Consider the following 19317-nt stretch of genomic DNA (forward strand, 5'->3'; position numbering starts at 1 on the left):
TACGGTCCGCACTGCGTAGGCAGTTCGCGGCCCACGGCCACAAGGCTGAGCGTGAGCAGCCCTTCGTGCAGCACCAACTGCCTGCACTCGTGTCACCGCCGCACTGGCTAGGGTGGCCCGGTGCCCGACGACCAGCCCACCTTGACCGACGGGACCATCACCCTGCGCCCGTGGCGTGATGAGGACGTCGCCGAGGCGGTCGCGGGTCATGACGACGAGATGGCCCTGTGGTTCGGGTGGGACCCCGCCGACGTGACGGAGGACTCGCACCGTCGGGCCATCGCAGACTGGCGCGCCGACTACGCGGCCGATCGTCGCCGGACCAGCTTCGTCGTCGAGCACGGCGGCGACGTCGCCGGCAGCGTCGAGATCACCCGCAACGGTGACGCGGGGGCCAGCCTCAGCTGGACGCTCTACGCCGGCCATCGCGGGCACGGGTACGCCGCCCGGGCCGTGCGGGTGCTCGTCGACTGGGCCTTCGCCGACGCTGACGACGGAGGTCTCGGCCTCCAGCGCGTCGAGGCACGTATCGACCCCCGCAACCACGCGAGCCGCCGGGTCGCGACCCGGGCAGGGCTGCGGCTCGAAGGCATGCAGCGCATCGTGCCCGGCATGGGCGACCGCTCCGACGCGACCTCGTACGCCGTCTTCGCCCGGCTCGTCACCGACCCACCGCTGAGCGACCCCGAGTCGTTCCGGTCGCTGCTCAACTCCTTCCTCCCCCGCAAGCGCGCGATCTCCCAGATGCTGGTGCGCGACGAGGACGGGCGCGTGCTGCTGTGCCAGCTGACGTACAAGCGCGACTGGGACCTGCCCGGCGGCGTCGTCGAGGTCGGCGAGTCCCCGCGGCTGGCCGTCGAGCGCGAGGTCGAGGAGGAGCTCGGCCTCACGATCGAGCCCGGTGGGCTCGTGCTCACCGACTGGCTGCCGGCGTGGAGCGGCTGGGACGACGCGGTGTGCCTGGTCTTCGACGGCGGCACCCACAGTTCCTCGATCCTCGACGGCATCGTGAAGCAGGAGCGCGAGATCCGCGACGCGCGGTTCTGCACGCTCGAGGAGGTCGACGAGCTGGCCGCCGACTTCACCGCTCGGCGCATCCGCGCGGCAGTCGGTGGCGATCAGCCGTATACGGAGTCCGGTCGCTGAGGCAGGATGCCCTGTATGACCTGGGTGTACGACTTCGCAGAGGGAAGCAAGGACCAGAAGGACCTCCTGGGCGGCAAGGGAGCCAACCTGGCCGAGATGACCAACCTCGGCCTGCCCGTCCCACCGGGCTTCACGATCTCCACCGAGACCTGCCGTGCCTACCTGGCCGAGGACGGTGAGCCCGACGGCCTGGCCGAGGAGGTCACCGAGCACCTCGCCTCGCTCGAGGAGGCGATGGGCAAGAAGCTCGGCGACGCCGACGACCCGCTGCTGGTCTCGGTGCGATCGGGCGCCAAGTTCTCGATGCCCGGCATGATGGAGACGGTCCTCAACGTCGGCCTGAACGACACCTCCGTGGGCGGCCTCGCGGCCCGGAGCGAGTCCGAGCGGTTCGCCCAGGACTCCTACCGCCGGCTGCTGCAGATGTTCGGCGGCACGGTGCTCCACGTGGAGTCCGAGCTGTTCTCCGAGGCGCTCGACGAGGCGAAGTTGGCCAAGGGCACCGAGAACGATCTCGACCTCGACGCCGACGACCTGCGCGGACTGGTCGAGACGTTCAAGGGCATCATCAAGGCCGAGACCGGCCGTGACTTCCCGCAGGACCCGCGCGAGCAGATGGACCTCGCCATCCGCGCGGTCTTCGACTCGTGGAACACCGACCGCGCGCGGCTCTACCGCCGCCAGGAGCGCATCCCCGAGGACCTCGGCACCGCGGTCAACGTGCAGGCGATGGTCTTCGGCAACTTCGGCATGGACTCCGGCTCCGGCGTCGCCTTCACCCGCGACCCCGCGAGCGGCGCGCAGGGCGAGTACGGCGACTACCTCCAGAACGCGCAGGGCGAGGACGTCGTCGCCGGCATCCGCAACACCGTGTCGCTGGCCGACATGGCCGAGATCGACCGCAAGTCCCACGACGACCTGATGACGATCATGACGCGGCTCGAGCGCCACTACCGCGACATGTGCGACATCGAGTTCACCGTCGAGCGCGGCAAGCTCTGGATGCTCCAGACCCGCGTCGGCAAGCGGACGCCCGAGGCGGCCTTCCGGATCGCGGTGCACATGGTCGACGAGGGCATGATCCAGATGGACGAGGCCGTCCTGCGCGTCACCGGCGACCAGCTGGCACAGCTGATGTTCCCCCGCTTCGACGAGTCGGCCGAGCGCACCCTCCTCGCCAAGGGCATGAACGCCTCCCCCGGCGCCGCCGTCGGCAAGGCCGTCTTCGACTCCGACACCGCGGTGGAGTGGGCCGAGAAGGGCGAGGACGTCATCCTCGTGCGCAAGGAGACCAACCCCGACGACCTGCGCGGCATGGTCGCCGCCCGCGGCATCCTCACCAGCCGCGGCGGCAAGACCTCGCACGCCGCGGTCGTGGCGCGCGGCATGGGTCGTACGTGCGTGTGCGGCGCCGAGTCGCTCGACGTCGACACCAAGGCCAAGGAGTTCCGGGTCCGCGACGGCGACACCATCCGTGAGGGCGACGTGATCTCCATCGACGGCACCACGGGCGAGGTGTTCGCCGGTGCCGTGCCGGTGGCCGACTCCGTCGTCGTACGCCACTTCGAGGGCGAGAAGATCGACGACGACCTCGCTCTCGCCGTCTCGAAGATCATGGCCCACGCCGACGGCGCCCGGCGCCTGCGCGTGCGCACCAACGCCGACACCCCCGAGGACGCCGCCCGCGCCCGCCGCTTCGGCGCGCAGGGCATCGGGCTGTGCCGCACCGAGCACATGTTCCTCGGCGAGCGCCGCGAGCTGGTGGAGAAGCTGATCGTCGCCGAGGACGACGCGGGCGTCGAGGCGGCCCTGGCCGAGCTGCTGCCCCTCCAGCGCCAGGACTTCACCGAGATCCTCGAGGCGATGGACGGCCTGCCCGTCACCATCCGCCTGCTCGACCCGCCGCTCCACGAGTTCCTGCCCGACCTCACCGAGCTGAGCGTCGAGGTGGCGCTCGCCGAGGAGCGCGGCGAGGTCGACGAGCACGCGAGCACGCTGCTCACGCACGTGCGCCGGCTCCACGAGCAGAACCCGATGCTCGGCCTGCGCGGCGTGCGCCTCGGCATCCAGATCCCCGGCCTCTTCCGGATGCAGGGCCGTGCCATCGCCGAGGCCGCGGCCGACCGGATGGCCGTCCACGGGACGCCGCTGCCCGAGATCATGGTGCCGCTGGTCGCCAGCGTCCGCGAGCTCGAGATCGTCCGGGCCGAGCTCGACCAGCAGATCGCGGAGGTCGAGGAGGAGCGCGGGGTCAAGCTCGACATCTCCATCGGCACGATGATCGAGCTGCCGCGCGCGGCCTTCCTGGCCAACCGCATCGCGAAGTCGGCCGACTTCTTCTCCTTCGGCACCAACGACCTCACCCAGATGGCGTGGGGCTTCTCCCGCGACGACGTCGAGGCGTCGTTCTTCTCGCGCTACTTCGAGCACGGCATCTTCGACGTCTCGCCGTTCGAGTCGCTCGACCAGCTCGGCGTCGGCGGCATGGTCGAGATGGGGACGAAGAAGGGTCGCAAGACCAAGCCCGACCTCAAGATCGGGGTGTGCGGCGAGCACGGCGGCGACCCGCTGTCGGTTCACTTCTTCGACGAGGTCGGGCTCAACTACGTCTCGTGCTCGCCCTTCCGCGTTCCGGTCGCCCGGCTCGAGGCCGGGCGGTCCGTCCTGGGCAAGCGCTAGGCCGGGCGCCGGTCAGAAGAGCGCCGACGCCAGGTTGCGGCGGCCCGCGAGCACGCGCGGGTCGTCGTTGCCGACCGCGGCGAACAGCGCGAGCAGGTGGTCGCGGGCCTTGGCCCGCTCGGGGTCGGCCGTGCGGGCGACGAGGTTCACCAGCCGGGTGAACGCGTCCTCGACGTGGCCGCCGAGCATGTCGAGGTCGGCGACCATGGTCTGCGCGTCCACGTCGTCCGGGTTCTCGGCCGCGGCGGCACGCGCCTCGTTGAGGTCGACGCCCTGGGTGCGCTGCATGACCTTCGCGATCGCCAGGCCACCGGCGGCCTCGACGTCGGCGGGGTTGGCGTCGACGAGCTTCTGGTACTCCGCGACGGCGGCGTCGATGTCGCCGGCGGCGAGCGCGTCCTGCGCCGGCGCGTAGCGCGGGTCGACGACCTCCTCCTCGCCCTCGGCAGCGGGGGCCGCGGAGCGGGGCTGGTGGCGGCCGGTGATGCCCTGCGCGGTGAGCTGCTGGCCCACCTGGGTCAGCGCGGCGCGCAGCTCCTCGATCGGCAGCGGGTCCTGGAACAGCGGCATCGGCCGGCCGTCCACCACGGCGACGACGAGCGGGATCGACGGGATCTGCATCGCCTGGGCGATCTGGGGTGCGGCGTCGATGTCGACGAGGCCGAGGAGGAAGCGCCCCTCGTGCTCACCGACCACGGTGTCGAGGTCGTCGGCGAGCTGGCCGCTCTCCGGCATCCGGCTGCGCGAGTAGAACACCAGCAGCACGGGGGCCGTCATGGACTGCTCGAGCAGGCCCTGGAAGCTCTGCTCGTCCACCACGACGCTGTACGACGACCCTGCCGCAGCTCCCCCGCCCGCCGGCGTCCCGGCCGGGGCTGGGCGTGCGGGCTGACCGAGCCCGGAGAGGTCGATGGCACCTGGACGGCTGAACGGCTGCTGCGTCATGGGACCAATCCTAGGGAGAGCCGCCACGCGGCGCCGCTCCGGTCGGCCAGGGTCCGGGTCTCGATACGATCCGTCGCGACCTCGTCCCTCGGCCGCGGGATCACTCGACCTCTCTCGCTGATAGTGGCGAGCTCCTTCGTCGCTCGCCGCTAGGCTCGCGACATGGGACCTCGGGGAGCCGCGCTGTCGACGCGCCACCGCCGCAACCTCGGCCTCCTCGCACGCTTCGGGGTCGTCGGGGCCTCAGGCGTCCTGGTGAACATGGTGACGCTCATCGTGCTGCGCAAGCTCGGCCCCCACTTCGACGACGCCGTCGTCGGGCTGGGCACCTCGGAGTTCAACCTGCGCTGGTACCACGTCTACTCCACCATCGCGTTCCTCGTCGCCAACCTCTCGAACTTCCAGCTCAACCGGTCATGGACCTTCCAGACCACCCGGCGCACCCGGTGGTGGAACGAGTACTGGCCGTTCCTCGTGGTCGGCCTCGGCGGCCAGGCAGTGGGCCTCGCGCTGCTCACCCTGCTGATGCACCCGCACTCGCCGGTGAGCCTGCCGACCCACGTCTTCGACGACTCCACGGGCCTGCGCAACCGCCTCTACTGGTCGCAGCTCATCGTGATCGCACTGGTCACTCCGCTGTCGTTCGTGTTCAACAAGCTCTGGACCTTCGCGGCCGTCCGGACCGGCCGGCTCGACCTCCAGGACCCCACCCGTGAGGAGGAAGTGATGGCTGGGGACGATGTGGTCTGAGCGTGTCGAACTGTGCCTGAACTGAGCACAGCCTCACCTATCTAGGCGTACCCAGCCCGTGGTAGAAAATGCCCCGGGGTTCGACGGGAGGGGCGACAGGCGGCATGACTTCGGGGTCGTACGACTTCACCGGCTACGAGGTGCTGGTGGTCGGGGGGACACGCGGCGAGGGGCACACGATCGCCTCCGCCTTCGCCAGGTCCGGCGCGTCCGTGACCGTCACCGGCACGATGATGCTGCGCGCGCTCTACGACACCGACCTCTCGCAGTTCGACTACGAGTCGGTGAACCTCGCCCGCCAGGAGTCGATCGACAACCTGGTCGGGGTGATCGGCCCCATCGACGTGCTCGTGCTCGCGGCCTCGTGCCACCTGCCGTTCGACCTGCCTGCCGGTGAGCGGGCGTTCGTCGCCGAGGCCGCCCGCTCCGGCCTGCTCGGCCCGACCTTCCTCACCACCCGGCTGCGGCTCAAGCTCGGCCAGAGCCCGGCCCAGGGCGGCGGCTGCGTGATCAACACCGGCGCCGTCAGCAGGTGGCTGGAGCTCTCCACCACCCCGGAGGCGGCGCAGTCCCAGCTCATCGAGTCGACGGCGCGCGCCGGCGAGCAGTGGGCGGGCCTGGGCGTCCGGGTCAACTCCGTGCTGCAGCGCCAGCGCGCGGTGCTCCCCCGCCAGTACGCCCCGGTCGCGGCGTCGAGCGTCCGCAGCCGGCTCGCCGGCGACACCCTCGTGCGCGGCCAGCGGGTGAGCGAGGCGGTGGCCGAGGCCACCTTGTTCCTCGCCAGCAGCGGCGCCTCCCGCGTCACCGGCCAGACGCTGCGCCTGAGCTGATCGGTCAGCCGACCGGGGCTAGCTCGCGCTCCGGCTCCGCCGTCTCCTGCTGCGCCGAGAGCCGCTCGGCCAGCGCCGCGCCCTCGACGTCGAGGTTGGGCAGCAGGCGGTCGAGCCACCGCGGCAGCCACCAGGCGCGGTCGCCCAGCATCGAGAGCACCGCGGGAGTGAACGTCATCCTGACCAGGAAGGCGTCGAGGAAGACGCCGACCGCGAGGCCGAAGCCGATCGAGCGCGCCATCGTCATCTCGGCCCAGATGAAGCCGGAGAAGACCGCGACCATGATCAGCGCCGCAGCAGCCACCACGCGGGCGCCCGAGGAGAAGCCCACGCGGACCGCCGTACGCGCGTCCTTGCCGTGGACGTAGGCCTCGTGCATGCCGGAGACCAGGAACATCTGGTAGTCCATGGCCAGGCCGAACAGGATGCCGATCAGCAGCGTCGGCATGAAGCTGAACACCGCCGACGGGTCGTGCACGTCGAAGAGCGAGCCGAGCCAGCCCCACTGGTAGACCGCGACGATCGCGCCGAAGCTGGCCGCCACGGAGAGCAGGAAGCCCGCGGTCGCGACCAGCGGGACCAGGATCGAGCGGAACACGATCGTCAGCAGCACCAGCGAGAGGCCGATGACCATCGTCAGGTAGAGCGGGAGCGCGCCCGCGAGGCGCTCCGACACCTCGATGTTGGCCACGGTGGCGCCGGTCAGGCCGAGCTCGACGTCGTCGCCCAGCAGCTGCTCGCCGCTGGGGTTGGCGTCGCCGATGACCTGGCTCAGGTCGAGCCAGGAGCCCTCCCGCGCGGCGTCGCCGTCGGCGAGCCGGCGCAGCCCCTGCACGAGCTCGACCGTCGACTCCGCGGACGGGCCCTCGGCGGGCACGACCTGGAAGGCGATGGTGCGACGGTCCTCGCTGGTGCCGATCGGCAGCACCGAGACGCGGTCGTCGACGGTGAGCACGGCGCGGGCGACCTTGGCCTCTTCCGCCACGAGGTCGTCGTCGGCCACCGGGGCGTCGTACTCCGCCGCGAGGAGCAGGGGTCCGTTGCTGCCCGGGCCGAAGCTGTCGGCGACGCGCTCGTAGGCCTGGTAGGCGGTCGAGTCCTGCGGCTCCGACGAGCCGTCGGGGAGGCCGAGCCGCATCGAGAGGGCAGGCAGTGCAAGCACCAGCATCACGAGCGTGACGAGCGCGGTCGCCGCACGCGGACGGCGGGTGACCACGCCGACCCAGCGCTGCGGCCAGCCGTCGTGCGTCGACGATGCGGGGCTGCGACGCGACCGCTTGGGCACCGCGCGGCGACCGACCAGCGACAGCAGCGCGGGCGTGAGGGTCAGCGCGACCAGGACGGTGACCGCGACGGTGAAGGCGGCGAGCAGGCCCATCTGGAGCAGCGTCGGGATGCCCGAGACCGCGAGTGCGGCCAGCGCGATCACCACCGTCGTGCCGGCGACCACGACGGCCGAGCCGGCGGTGCCGGTCGCCAGCGCGATGCTGGCGCGGATCCTGTCCTTGGTCGGCTCCGTGCCGTCGGCGGTGAGCTCGGCGAGCTGGCGCCGGTGGCGGTTGACGATGAAGAGGGCGTAGTCGATGCCGACGGCGAGCCCGAGCATCATCCCGAGCACCGGTGCCATCTGCTGGAGGTCGATCCAGTGCGTGGTGGCGATGCCGATCGTCAGGCTGACGCCGACGCCGACCAGCGCGATGGCGAGCGGCAGGCCGGCCAGCACGAGCGAGCCGAGCATGACCAGGAGCACGACGCCTGCGGCGACCACGCCGATGATCTCGCCGATGCCGCCGACCTCGCGGCTCATGGTCAGCTCCTGGCCGTAGTCGGCCTCGATCCCGGCGTCGGCGAGAGCCGCGCCCGCCTCAGGCACGGCCTCGAGGACCGCCGGGTCGAGCTGCTGGGTCTGGGTGTCGAAGCGGACCTGCACGAGCGCGGTCGTGCCGTCGCTGCTGACGAAGGAGACGCCCTCGCCGGCGGACCGCAGGTCGCGACCCGCGTGATAGGCATCCCAGCCCGCGCTGAGCTTCGCCTCGGCCTCGGCGAGCTGCGTACGACCGTCGGCGAGCTGCTGCTCGAGCTCGGGTGTGGCCTTCGCCGGGTGGTCGGCGAGGTAGTTCTCGAGGCCGATGAGCTGCGCGCGGCCGGTGTCGTACTGCTCCTGGCCCTTGACGAGACGCCGCTCGCCCTTGGCGAGCTGGTCGTCGGAGCTGTCGAGCTGGCGCTGGAGGTCCCAGGGGTCCATCACGTCGGTGACGTGGGGCAGGTCCTTCCACTCGGCCATGGTGTCGCGCAGGGCGGCCTTCTGCTCGGCGGTGAAGCCGTCGGCGCTGTGCACCACGACGGTGCCGGTGCCGCCCGCGACGGCAGGGATCTCCTGGCCCAGCTCGTCGAGCACGCGCCCGAACTCGCTGTTCGGGATCTCGAACTCGTTGCTGAGCGGGCGCGACAGGGTGGCCATGCCGCCCACGGCGGCGGCCATCACGAAGAGCCAGGCGAGCAGCACGGCGATCGGGCGACGGGCCGAGAACAGGCCGAGTCGGTGGAGCAGGGTGGCCACGTCAGTTCTCCATCTCGGGACGTGCGGGGAAGGCATCGGCCTCGTCGAAGCCGGCGAAGAGGTGCTCCATGGCCCGGCGGATCCAGACCCTGTGGAGCTCGGCGGCCTGCGTCTCGTCGGCGGACGCGGAGACAGCCAGGCGGGTGACCGCGCAGAGCGCGCCGAACGAGGCGGCGGCCAGGCTGGCGACGTAGATCGGGTCGGCGTCGGGGCCCAGCCGGCGACGCAGGCCCTCCTCGAGGGCGGCGCGCTGCCGGTCCTCGAACTCGAGCAGGAAGCGGCGGGTGGCGGTCGAGCGGCCCGCCGCCCGCTCCAGCTCACGGGCCTGGGCGAAGACGGGCCCGTCGATCATCGCCTCGAGGACGACCAGCGCCGAGGTGCGCAGCGGCTCGTCGGCCGGACGGTCGACGATGGCGTCGATGGTCTCCGCGGTCGCGGCCTCGAGGGAGGCCGTCAGCACGTCCTCGACGCGCGGGAAGTAGTTGAACAGGGTGCGGCGCGAGACGCCGGCCACCTCGGCGATGCGGTCGGCGGTGAGCTCCTCGAGCCCCTCCTCGACCAGGACCTCGATCGCCGCGGCCGTGAGGGCCGCGCGGGTCTCGAGCTTGCGGCGCTCGCGGGCGCCGCTGATCTGCAAGGTCATGATCTGCACCGTAGTGCAACTTTGCACTGGCGTGCAAGTAGAGTTCTCCGGAAACGCCTCGCGAACTGCGACGCGCGGTTACGGTTCATGCACACAACGCCACAAGCCACCCACAGGAGGGCAACGTGCCCACCGACTCGGAAGGACAGCCCCCGTTGACCGAGCTGATCTCCCCCTCCCGCGCCGTCTGGGCCGGCCGCGTGTCCCAGCACCGCCGCGAGCAGATCGCGGCGCGGATGGCGCACCCGACGCACGAGGGGCCAACGGGGCCCGTCCAGTCAGAGCGCCTGGCGCTCGACCTGGCCCAGGTCCGCATCGCGTGGGCGACGCAGGTCCAGGAGCGCTGGCTCCCGGTCGTCAAGATGCTGTGCCGCGAGCTCGACAACGTCTCCTCGGTGGTCCTGTGCAGCTCGGCGGGAGGCGCCGTGGCGACCTACGGCCTGGCGTCCGCCGACGTGGCCCGCGCCTCGAACCTGACGGGCGTGCTCTTCGGCGCTGCCGCTGCCCTCAACGAGTCCGGGCTCGAGTCTGTGCACCTGACCGCCGGCATCACACACACCGTCGTCGCCCCGGTCCACGGCACCGAGATGGGCCAGCACGTCCTCGCGGTGACCGCCGACGGCGCCACCATCGCCACTCCCCTCATCACGCAGACGCGTCGCGCGGCCGAGGAGCTCCGCGGGCTGCTGGCTGGTCAGCCCTGAGCCAGCAGCTCGTCGGCCGCGGCATAGGGGTCCACCTCACCTGAGGCGACCCGTCCGGCCAACAGGTCCAGGTCGGCGCTGCCGCCTGCCTGCCCCCAGCGCTCGCGCAGCGCGGCCAGGGCGATCGCCTCGACCTCCCGCCGCGCCCGTGCCGTACGACGACGAGCGCGCTCGCCCGACTCCGCCAGCCAGGCGGCATGCCGGTCGACCTCGGCCAGCAGCTCGTCGATCCCCTGCCCCGTGCTGGCGACCGTCTGGAGCACCGGCGGCCGCCACGCACCGTCGCGGCGCTCGGCCATCGAGAGCATCGTCCGGAGCTCGCGGCGGGTCCGGTCGGCGCCCTCGCGGTCGGCCTTGTTGACGGCGTACACGTCACCGATCTCCAGGATCCCCGCCTTGGCGGCCTGGATCCCGTCGCCCATGCCCGGCGCGAGGAGCACGAGCGTGGTGTCGGCCAGGCCGGCCACCTCGACCTCGCTCTGGCCGACACCGACGGTCTCGACGATCACCACGTCGCAGCCGGCCGCGTCGAGCACCCGCACGGCCTGCGGGGTCGACCAGGCCAGCCCGCCGAGGTGGCCCCGCGCGCCCATCGAGCGGATGTAGACGTCCTTGTCGAGCGCGTGGTCGCCCATCCGCACCCGGTCGCCCAGCAGTGCGCCGCCGGAGAAGGGCGAGGACGGGTCAACGGCGAGCACGCCGACCCGCTTGCCGGCCCGCCGCATGGCAGCCACCAGCGCGTTGGTCGACGTGGACTTCCCGACGCCCGGGGCCCCGGTGATGCCGAGGACGTGGGCGCGGCCCGCGTGCTCCTGCAGCGCGGACATCACCTCGCGCAGCAGCGGGGAGGCGTCCTCGACCAGCGTGATGAGCCGGGCGACCGCAGCGGGGTCGCCGGTGCGTGCGCGCGCGACCAGGTCGGGCACCGCGAGGGCACCCCGCCGGGTCACGCGCGCCACCTCCCGATCAGGAGCTCTGTCAGGAGGCCGGGACGCGGATGATCAGCGCGTCGCCCTGGCCGCCACCGCCGCACAGCGCGGCCGCGCCGACGCCACCACCGCGACGCTTGAGCTCGAGGGCGAGCGTCAGCACGATGCGGGCGCCGGACATGCCGACCGGGTGGCCGAGCGCGATCGCGCCGCCGTTGACGTTGACCTTGTCCTCGCTGACGCCGAGCTGGCGGGCCGACTCGATGCCGACGGCGGCGAAGGCCTCGTTGAGCTCGAAGAGGTCGATGTCGGAGACCTCGATGCCCTCCTTGGCGGCGGCCTTCGCGATCGCGTTGGCCGGCTGGAGCTGGAGGGAGGAGTCGGGACCCGCCACCTGGCCGGACGCGCCGATCTCGGCGATCCAGGTGAGACCGAGCTCCTCGGCCTTCGCCTTGCTCATCACGACCACGGCGCAGGCACCGTCGGAGATCTGCGACGCCGAGCCGGCGGTGATGCTGCCGTCCTTGGCGACCGGGCGGAGGCCGGCAAGGCTCTCCGCGGTGGTGTCGCCGCGCACGCCCTCGTCCTCGGCGACGGTGATGTCGCCCTTGCGCGTGGAGATGGTGACCGGGACGACCTCGTCGTCGAAGAGGCCGTTCTTCCAGGCCAGAGCCGCGCGCTGGTGCGACTGGGCCGAGAACGCGTCCTGCTCCTCGCGGGTGAGGTTGGCGCCGGCGGCGTTGCAACCGTCGGTCAGGTTGATCATCGCCTGGTGGGTGAACTGGTCGTAGAGGGCGTCGTAGGCCATCGAGTCGACCAGCGCGGTGTCGCCGTACTTGAAGCCCTCGCGGCTCTTCGGCAGCAGGTGCGGGGCCTGCGTCATCGACTCCATGCCACCGGCCACGACCACGTCGTGCTCGCCGGCACGGATCAGCTGGTCGGCCATCGCGATCGCGTTGATGCCCGAGAGGCACACCTTGTTGATGGTGATCGACGGGACGTCCATCGGGATGCCGCCCTTGACCGCGGCCTGGCGGGCGGTGATCTGGCCCGTGCCGGCCTGGATGACCTGGCCCATGATCACGTAGTCGACCTGCTCGCCGGTCACGCCGGCCTTCTCGAGCGCACCCTTGATGGCGACGCCACCGAGGTCGGCGGCCGACTGGTCCTTGAGGCCGCCCAGCAGGCGGCCGATCGGGGTGCGGGCACCGGCGACGATCACGGACGTGGGCATGTTGTTCCTCCAGGCGTGCGGGGGTGGGTCCGGCAGACGTGCTGCTCCTTCGGACGATACCCACCAGCGTGGCGGGTCCGGCAGGGGTTAGCGACCCTTCACCTGTGAGGCACACGTCACACCCCGAAGTGCTCACCAAAATGAGGGAGCGGCCCCCCGCCCGGAGCCGCAGGGGTCGCCGAGGTGGTGGGCTGGGCACACCGCGGCCTCGGGGCCGACCCGACGTCTCCGAGGAGCGCCCATGTCACGAGTACGCCGCACCCTGACCTCCGCCGTCGCGCTGGCCACGGCCGCCCTGCTCGGCACCGTGCTCGCCGCACCGCCGGCGAGCGCCCGTGCCGGGGGCGTGGGTGGGCTCTGGCTGTTCGACGAGGGGTCCGGCCAGGTGGCCTACGACCTCTCCTTCAACGGCAACCGGGGCCAGCTCGGCACCACCGCAGGTGCCGACGCCGCCGACCCGACGTGGGTCTCACTGCCCAGGTTCCTCTTCTTCAAGCAGTCCGCGCTCCGCTTCAACGGCGCACAGAGCGTGCGGATGGCCGACGCCCCGTCGCTGGAGCCGGACGGTGTCACCGTCCTGGCCCGCGTGCGCAGCACCGGCCCGGGCGCCTTCCGCTACGTGATGTCGAAGGGGGCGTTCCAGTGCGAGAACGCGTCCTACGGCCTCTTCACCGGCGGCGACGGAGGCCTGGTGTTCTACGTCTCCGACGGCACGACCGTCTTCCGCTCGGCCGACGCAGGTGCCGGGATCTGGGACGGTGCGTGGCACACCGTGATGGGCGCCTTCGACGGCCAGTCCATCCGGCTCTGGGTCGACGGCCGGCAGGTGGGCACTCCGGTCCCGGCCGCGGTCGACGTCTACTACGGCATGCCCAACGGCGACGACTTCTACGTCGGCGACTACGGCGGCCCGTGCGCCAGCCCGCTCGGCTTCGTCGGCGACATCGACGGCGCGGCCGTCCTCGGTCGTTACGACCGCACCGCCAGCCTGGGCTGACACCCGGCCGGGCACGCCCGGCCACCCACGACGACAGGGGCGACGGGGGCGAGAGGGAGTGGCGACGGTCACACCCCCTCGCCCCTGAGCGCGCCGTCGTACACGATGTGCTCCATGACCCCCGACCTGCCTGCCGACGTGCGCCACCTCTTCACCGCGATCGACCACGTCGGCATCGCCGTGCCCGACCTCGACGAGGCCATGACGTTCTACCGCGACGCCTACGGCATGCAGGTCCTCCACGAGGAGACCAACGAGGAGCAGGGCGTCCGCGAGGCGATGGTGGGCGTCGGCGACTCCGGCTCCTGCATCCAGCTGCTGGCCCCGCTGACCCCCGAGTCGACCATCGCCAAATTCCTCGAGCGCAACGGCCAGGGCATCCAGCAGCTGGCCTTCCGCGTCGAGGACGTCGAGCACGTCGCCGACGTGCTGCGCGAGCGCGGCCTCCGCCTGCTGTACGACGCCCCCAAGCGCGGCACGTCCGACAGCCGCGTCAACTTCATCCACCCCAAGGACGCGGGCGGCGTGCTGGTCGAGCTGGTCGAGCCTGCGGCGACCTCCCACTGAGCGAGGTATCTCACACCTCCACCCGCGCGAGGTTACTCGCCGGTATCTTCGCCCTCGATCGTGACACCGATGCCTCACAGCCCGAGATTCGCCCCCTGATTCCAGGAGACACCCGTGCAGAACATCCTCGAAGCCATCCAGTCCGGCAACGCCACGTCGGAGGACTTCGCCAGCCTCGAGCTCCCCGAGTCCTACCGCGCCGCCTTCGTGAAGAAGGACGAGGTCGACATGTTCGAGGGCCTCACGGCCAAGGAGAAGGACCCGCGCAAGTCGCTCCACGTCGACGAGGTGCCGCTGCCCGAGCTCGGCCCCGGTGAGGCCTTCGTGGCCGTGATGGCGAGCGCCATCAACTACAACACCGTGTGGACCTCGATCTTCGAGCCCGTCTCCACCTTCGGCTTCCTCGAGCGCTACGGCCGCAACTCCGAGCTGACCAAGCGCCACGACCTGCCCTACCACGTGGTCGGCTCCGACCTGGCCGGCGTGGTGCTGAAGACCGGTCCCGGCGTCACCAAGTGGAAGCCGGGCGACCGCGTCGTCGCGCACTGCCTGTCCGTCGAGCTCGAGGGCCCCGACGGCCACAACGACACGATGCTCGACACCGAGCAGCGGATCTGGGGCTTCGAGACCAACTTCGGCGGCCTCGCCGACGTGGCGATGGTCAAGGCCAACCAGCTGATGCCCAAGCCCGAGCACCTCACCTGGGAGGAGGCCGCCTCCCCCGGCCTCGTCAACTGCACGGCGTACCGCCAGCTGGTGAGCAAGAACGGCGGCGACATGAAGCAGGGCGACAACGTCCTCATCTGGGGCGCCTCCGGTGGCCTCGGCGGCTTCGCCACGCAGTACGCCCTCAACGGCGGCGCCACCCCGGTGTGCGTGGTCTCCAACGAGGAGAAGGCCCAGATCGCCCGCAGCATGGGCGCCGAGCTGATCATCAACCGCTCGGAGGAGGGCTACAAGTTCTGGAACGACGAGGGCACCGAGCAGGACCCGCGCGAGTGGAAGCGCTTCGGCGCCCGCATCCGTGAGCTCACCGGCGGCGAGGACATCGACATCGTCTTCGAGCACCCGGGTCGCGAGACCTTCGGCGCCTCGGTCTTCGTCACCCGCAAGGGCGGCACCATCACCACCTGCGCCTCGACCTCGGGCTACATGCACGAGTACGACAACCGCTACCTGTGGATGAACCTCAAGCGCATCATCTCCAGCCACTTCGCCAACTACCGCGAGTCGTGGGAGGCCAACCGCCTCATCGCAAAGGGCAAGATCCACCCGACGCTGTCGCGCACCTACACGCTCGACGAGGTCGGCCAGGCCTCGCTCGACGTCCACCAGAACGCCCACCAGGGCAAGGTCGGCGTGCTGTGCCTGGCCCCCGAGGAGGGCCAGGGCGTCCTCGACCACGAGATGCGCGCCCAGCACGAGACCGCGATCAACCGCTTCCGGGGGGTCTGACCCACCCCTTCGGGGCATGTTGAGATTCGTCACACCCCGGTTCGCCCGCTCGAATGCAGAGCGCCCGCGAGCCGGGGTGTGTTTGTTCGACGGCATCGGAGACACTGGCACCGACGCAGTCCGTACGACGTGAGAGTGGGTGTCGCAGCATGAGCTCCGACCAGGGCCTGTCCATCTTCGACGAGCCGGAGTCCTCCGACGAGTCGGCCGAGGAGACCCAGGTGCTCCCGGTGGTGCCGAAGGACCAGCCTGCTCCTGCCACGGCGGAGAAGCCTGCCGAGAAGCCGGCGGAGAAGCCTGCCGCCAAGACGGCCGCCAAGCCGGCGGCACCCAAGGCTGCCGCGCCGGCAGAGCCGGCGGAGAAGGCCGCCGAGAAGCCGGCCGAGAAGCCGGTGGTGACGCCCGACCCGGAGGCGACCCGCAAGGCGCCGATCATCCCGCCGCCGGCACCCGCCGCGGCCCCGAAGCGGGCCGCCGAGCCTGCGCCGGCCACCGCGCCGATCCGGGCCTCGTCGCCGGCTCCCGCGCCTGCCCCGACCCCTGCCCCGACCCCTGCCCCGACCCCGGTGGCGGCCCGCCCGGTCGTACCTGCGCCCGCGCCGCTCCCCCAGGTGCGCCGTGGCGGCTACGACAAGGCCGCCGTCGACCAGCGCGTGGGCCAGCTCCAGTCGGAGAAGTCCGGCCTGGCCAGCAGCCTGGCCAGCAGCGAGGAGCGGGTGATCGAGCTCGAGTCCGAGCTCGCCCGCCTCCGGGCCGAGCTCGAGGAGAACGCGAACCCGACCTACGCCGGCCTCGGCGGCCGGGCCACCTCGATGCTCAAGCTCGCCGAGGACGAGGCCACCGACGTCCGTACGGCGGGCCGGCGCGACGCCGAGGAGATCCGCAAGGCCGCCGGCCGTGACGCCGAGAGCATCCGCGCCGACGCCGCGCGCGAGGCCGACGACATGCGCATGGTCCAGCTCAAGGAGCTCGACGAGATGCGCTCGCGCCTCACCGCCGACGCCGAGACCGAGCGCTCGATGGCCAGGGCGGAGGCCGAGGACCTGTTGGCCGCGGCGCGGCGCGAGGCCGACCAGCTGCGGCTCGCCGCGCAGCAGGAGACCAACGAGATGCGCACCACCGCGACCCGCGAGGCCGAGCAGGCCCGCGCGGCGGCAGACCGTGAGGTGCAGGAGGCGCGCCGGACGCTGGCGGTGGAGAAGGAGCGGCTGACCCGCGAGGCGGCCGACCACCACAGCAACGCCACCGCGGAGACCCAGCGCCTCGTCAGCGAGGCCGAGGAGCGCGCCAACGCCGCCGAGCAGCGGGCCCGCGAGGCGACCGCCCAGGCCAACACCCACCGCTCCCAGGCCCAGAGCGAGGCCGAGGGCCTGCTCAGCCGGGCCCGCCGCGAGGCCGAGCAGGTCGTCGCCTCCGCCCGGACGCAGGCCGACTCGATCACCGCGACCAAGCACGCGGAGGCCGAGCGCGAGCTGGCCAACATCCAGTCCGAGGTCGAGCGGGTCACCAAGCGCCGCGACGCCATCACGGCCCAGCTCGGCGCCCTGCGCGACGTGGTCGCCGGGTTCGGCGAGGACGAGTCCTGAGCGGCCCGGACGCCGGTTCCGAGCTCGAGCCCGGGGCGGCCGGGGCGGTCGACGCCGCCGAGCGGGCGGAGTCGGCGGCCGAGCGGGCCGACAACGCCGCCGGCATCGCGCAGGACGCCCAGGAGGCTGCGGTCGAGGCCGCGGAGGACGCGGCCGAGTCGTCTGCCGCCATCGCCGAGCGCATCGACAACGCCACCGACCTGGTGGTCAGCCCCGACCTGCCGTCGTACCCCGAGCCACCTGCCGACCACACGATCGGACCGGTGCCGCTGCTGCGCCACTCGCCCTTCAACATCGGGTTCTTCGGTGCGCTCGGTGCGGTGTTCGCGGTGTTCCTCACCCAACAGGTGCTGAGCATCTCCTCGATCCTGGTGCTGCTGGTGCTCGCGATGTTCCTGGCGGTGGGCCTCAACCCGGTCGTCGAGTGGTTCATGCGGCGTGGGATGCGCCGCGGCTTCGCGGTCGTCCTGGTGCTGGTCGTCGTGATCGCGGTGCTCGCCCTGTTCGTCGGCGCGGTGGCGCCGGTCATCAGCGACCAGATCGCGCTGATCACCACCAACGCGCCGGGCTGGTTCACCGACCTCCAGAAGAACTCCTACGTCCAGCAGCTCGACGACCGCTTCTCGGTGATCGACAAGATCCAGGACTACGTCACCGACGGTGACTTCACCCAGCGAGCATTCGGCGGCGCCCTCGGCTTCGGCCTCGCGGTCCTGTCCGCCGTGACCAACGCCTTCATCGTGCTGGTGCTGATGATCTACTTCCTCGCCTCGCTGCCGAGCATCAAGCACGCGGGCTACAGCCTGGCGCCGGCCTCGCGCCGTCCCCGGGTCAGCGAGCTCGGCGACAAGATCATCCGGAGCACCGGCGCCTACGTCTCCGGCGCCTTCCTCGTCGCCGTGTGCGCCGGAATCAGCACGCTGATCTTCACCTGGATCGTCGGGCTGGGCGACTACAGCTTCGCGCTCGCCTTCATCGTCGGCCTGCTCAGCCTGATCCCGGTGCTCGGTGCGGTGGTCAGTGGGGTGATCATGACGCTGCTGGCGCTCACGGTCTCACCGACCGTCGCGCTGGTCGCAGCGATCTACTACATCGCCTACCAGCAGCTCGAGTCCTACCTGATCTCACCGCGGATCATGAAGCGCGCCGTCGACATCCCCGGCGCGGTCACGGTGATCGCAGCGCTCATCGGTGGCTCGCTCCTCGGGATCATCGGCGCCCTGCTCGCGGTGCCGGTCGCGGCGGCGCTGCTCCTGCTGCACCGCGAGGTGTTCCTCAAGCGGCAGGACGCTCGCTGAGGGGTTCGGGTTCCGGCTCGGGCAGCGGCTCGACCAGCAACTGCGCGCGACCCTCGCCGAGCTTGACCACGACGACGCCGACCAGCACGAGCAGCCCGCCCGCGAGCTGCAGTGGCCGCGGCAGCTCACCGAGGAGCACCCACGACCAGACCACCGCCGCCAGCACTTCCCCCAGCGCGACGAACGACGCGAGGCGGCTCCCGAGGCGGCGGCCCGCGGCGATCCCGGTGACGTAGGAGAAGGCCGCGGTGACCAGGCCGAGCACGACGACCGGGATCCACCACGCGACTGCCCGACCGTCGTACACGGCGTCGGCGGTCGAGGCGTCGAACGGCAGGATGCCGGTCGCGCCCGCAGCGAGCAGGATCGCGCCGCCGACCACGAGGCCGCCGGCAGCCAGGGTGATGCCGGGCAGCCCGTTGCCCTCGTCGGCGGAGATGATGAAGTACGTCGTCACGCCGAGCATGGCGGCCAGCGCCCAGAGCACGCCGACCGTGCTGAGGTCGGCACCGGAGACGACGTCCAGCACGAGGACGAGACCTGCCGCGGCGATCGAGCCGCCGACGAGCGTCAGGCGCGAGGGCCGCTGGCCGTGGCGCAGCCACAGCCACACGACGACGGCCACCGGAGCGGTGTACTCCAGCAGGAGCGCCACGCTGACCTGCATGTAGGTGACGGCGTAGAAGAAGCACAGCTGCGCGCCGGCCACCGCCCCCATGCCGTAGACGCCGACCAGGCCGGCGTTGGTGCGCAGCAGGTGCCACTGCCCCCGCAGGGCCATCGCTCCGGGCACCACCAGCACCAGGGCGGCGATGCCGATCCGGAGGGCGACGGTCGCGCCGGCGCTCCACCCGGTGTCGAGCAGGCCGCGCGCGAGCGCGCCTGACAGGCCGAAGGAGGTCGCGGACGCCACCGCGAGGAGCAGGCCGCTGGCCGTCCTCGACGAGGTCGCGTCATGAGTCAAGCGCGTCACGCCCATGACACTAGGGACCGT

16 protein-coding genes are annotated in these 19317 nt (G+C 71.7%); 10 read left to right on the forward strand and 6 right to left on the reverse strand.

Annotated features, from left to right (window positions below; translation table 11 throughout):
* Positions 1-120 precede the first annotated feature (120 nt).
* Together J2X46_RS00615 and ppdK are read left to right on the forward strand one after the other, a co-directional pair.
* Positions 121-1146, forward strand: a complete 1026-nt coding sequence (locus J2X46_RS00615) for a GNAT family N-acetyltransferase (protein ID WP_310245588.1) — start codon at positions 121-123, stop codon at positions 1144-1146.
* Positions 1147-1161: 15 nt separating this feature from the next.
* The gene (gene ppdK / locus J2X46_RS00620) at positions 1162-3825 is read left to right on the forward strand and encodes a pyruvate, phosphate dikinase (RefSeq protein WP_310245591.1); all 2664 of its coding nucleotides are present in this window, start codon (positions 1162-1164) and stop codon (positions 3823-3825) included.
* A 12-nt stretch (positions 3826-3837) separates the two neighbouring features.
* Here ppdK and J2X46_RS00625 read toward each other — a convergent pair whose 3' ends face one another.
* Positions 3838-4770 (reverse strand): tetratricopeptide repeat protein, encoded by a 933-nt coding sequence (locus tag J2X46_RS00625; RefSeq protein ID WP_310245593.1) that lies wholly within the window; start codon positions 4768-4770, stop codon positions 3838-3840.
* A 162-nt stretch (positions 4771-4932) separates the two neighbouring features.
* On the opposite strand from J2X46_RS00625, the gene J2X46_RS00630 reads away from it, so the two are divergent.
* Together J2X46_RS00630 and J2X46_RS00635 are read left to right on the forward strand one after the other, a co-directional pair.
* Complete coding sequence (locus tag J2X46_RS00630; protein ID WP_310245595.1) at positions 4933-5520, forward strand: GtrA family protein; 588 nt, start codon at positions 4933-4935, stop codon at positions 5518-5520.
* Positions 5521-5624: 104 nt separating this feature from the next.
* Positions 5625-6350, forward strand: coding sequence for an SDR family oxidoreductase (locus J2X46_RS00635; protein WP_310245598.1), 726 nt, complete (start codon positions 5625-5627; stop codon positions 6348-6350).
* Between the two features lie 4 nt (positions 6351-6354).
* Here the strand turns inward: J2X46_RS00635 and J2X46_RS00640 are convergent, their stop codons facing one another.
* Complete coding sequence (locus J2X46_RS00640; protein ID WP_310245600.1) at positions 6355-8910, reverse strand: MMPL family transporter; 2556 nt, start codon at positions 8908-8910, stop codon at positions 6355-6357.
* A 1-nt stretch (position 8911) separates the two neighbouring features.
* The gene (locus J2X46_RS00645) at positions 8912-9553 is read right to left on the reverse strand and encodes a TetR family transcriptional regulator (RefSeq protein ID WP_310245602.1); all 642 of its coding nucleotides are present in this window, start codon (positions 9551-9553) and stop codon (positions 8912-8914) included.
* A gap of 125 nt (positions 9554-9678) precedes the next feature.
* Here J2X46_RS00645 and J2X46_RS00650 point away from each other — a divergent pair, with 125 nt between their 5' ends.
* A complete protein-coding gene (locus tag J2X46_RS00650; RefSeq protein ID WP_310245604.1) occupies positions 9679-10257 on the forward strand; it encodes a hypothetical protein in 579 nt (192 codons plus the stop codon).
* Here the strand turns inward: J2X46_RS00650 and meaB are convergent.
* Both meaB and J2X46_RS00660 read right to left on the reverse strand, forming a co-directional pair.
* Entirely contained in the window at positions 10248-11207 is a 960-nt protein-coding gene (gene meaB / locus J2X46_RS00655; protein WP_310245606.1) for a methylmalonyl Co-A mutase-associated GTPase MeaB, read from the reverse strand. The two genes, J2X46_RS00650 and meaB, sit on opposite strands and share 10 nt — an antisense overlap.
* A gap of 28 nt (positions 11208-11235) precedes the next feature.
* Complete coding sequence (locus tag J2X46_RS00660; protein WP_310245608.1) at positions 11236-12420, reverse strand: acetyl-CoA C-acetyltransferase; 1185 nt, start codon at positions 12418-12420, stop codon at positions 11236-11238.
* 241 nt (positions 12421-12661) lie between these two features.
* On the opposite strand from J2X46_RS00660, the gene J2X46_RS00665 reads away from it, so the two are divergent.
* The 5 genes from J2X46_RS00665 to J2X46_RS00685 all read left to right on the forward strand — a co-directional run bounded on the left by J2X46_RS00665 (position 12662) and on the right by J2X46_RS00685 (position 18323).
* Positions 12662-13417: a LamG-like jellyroll fold domain-containing protein gene (locus J2X46_RS00665; protein WP_310245611.1), complete on the forward strand. Its 756-nt coding sequence runs from the start codon at positions 12662-12664 to the stop codon at positions 13415-13417.
* A gap of 114 nt (positions 13418-13531) precedes the next feature.
* Positions 13532-13984, forward strand: a complete 453-nt coding sequence (mce, locus tag J2X46_RS00670) for a methylmalonyl-CoA epimerase (protein WP_310245612.1) — start codon at positions 13532-13534, stop codon at positions 13982-13984.
* A gap of 114 nt (positions 13985-14098) precedes the next feature.
* A complete protein-coding gene (gene ccrA / locus J2X46_RS00675; protein ID WP_310245614.1) occupies positions 14099-15439 on the forward strand; it encodes a crotonyl-CoA carboxylase/reductase in 1341 nt (446 codons plus the stop codon).
* A gap of 149 nt (positions 15440-15588) precedes the next feature.
* Positions 15589-17025 (forward strand): hypothetical protein, encoded by a 1437-nt coding sequence (locus J2X46_RS00680; RefSeq protein ID WP_310245616.1) that lies wholly within the window; start codon positions 15589-15591, stop codon positions 17023-17025.
* A 203-nt stretch (positions 17026-17228) separates the two neighbouring features.
* Entirely contained in the window at positions 17229-18323 is a 1095-nt protein-coding gene (locus J2X46_RS00685; protein WP_310245618.1) for an AI-2E family transporter, read from the forward strand.
* On the opposite strand, the gene J2X46_RS00690 is transcribed toward J2X46_RS00685, so the two are convergent.
* On the reverse strand, positions 18301-19296 hold the full coding sequence (locus J2X46_RS00690; protein WP_310245621.1) for a DMT family transporter: 996 nt from the start codon (positions 19294-19296) through the stop codon (positions 18301-18303). The two genes, J2X46_RS00685 and J2X46_RS00690, sit on opposite strands and share 23 nt — an antisense overlap.
* Positions 19297-19317 lie beyond the last annotated feature (21 nt).

The organism is Nocardioides sp. BE266 (genome assembly GCF_031457855.1).
Taxonomy (GTDB): domain Bacteria; phylum Actinomycetota; class Actinomycetes; order Propionibacteriales; family Nocardioidaceae; genus Nocardioides.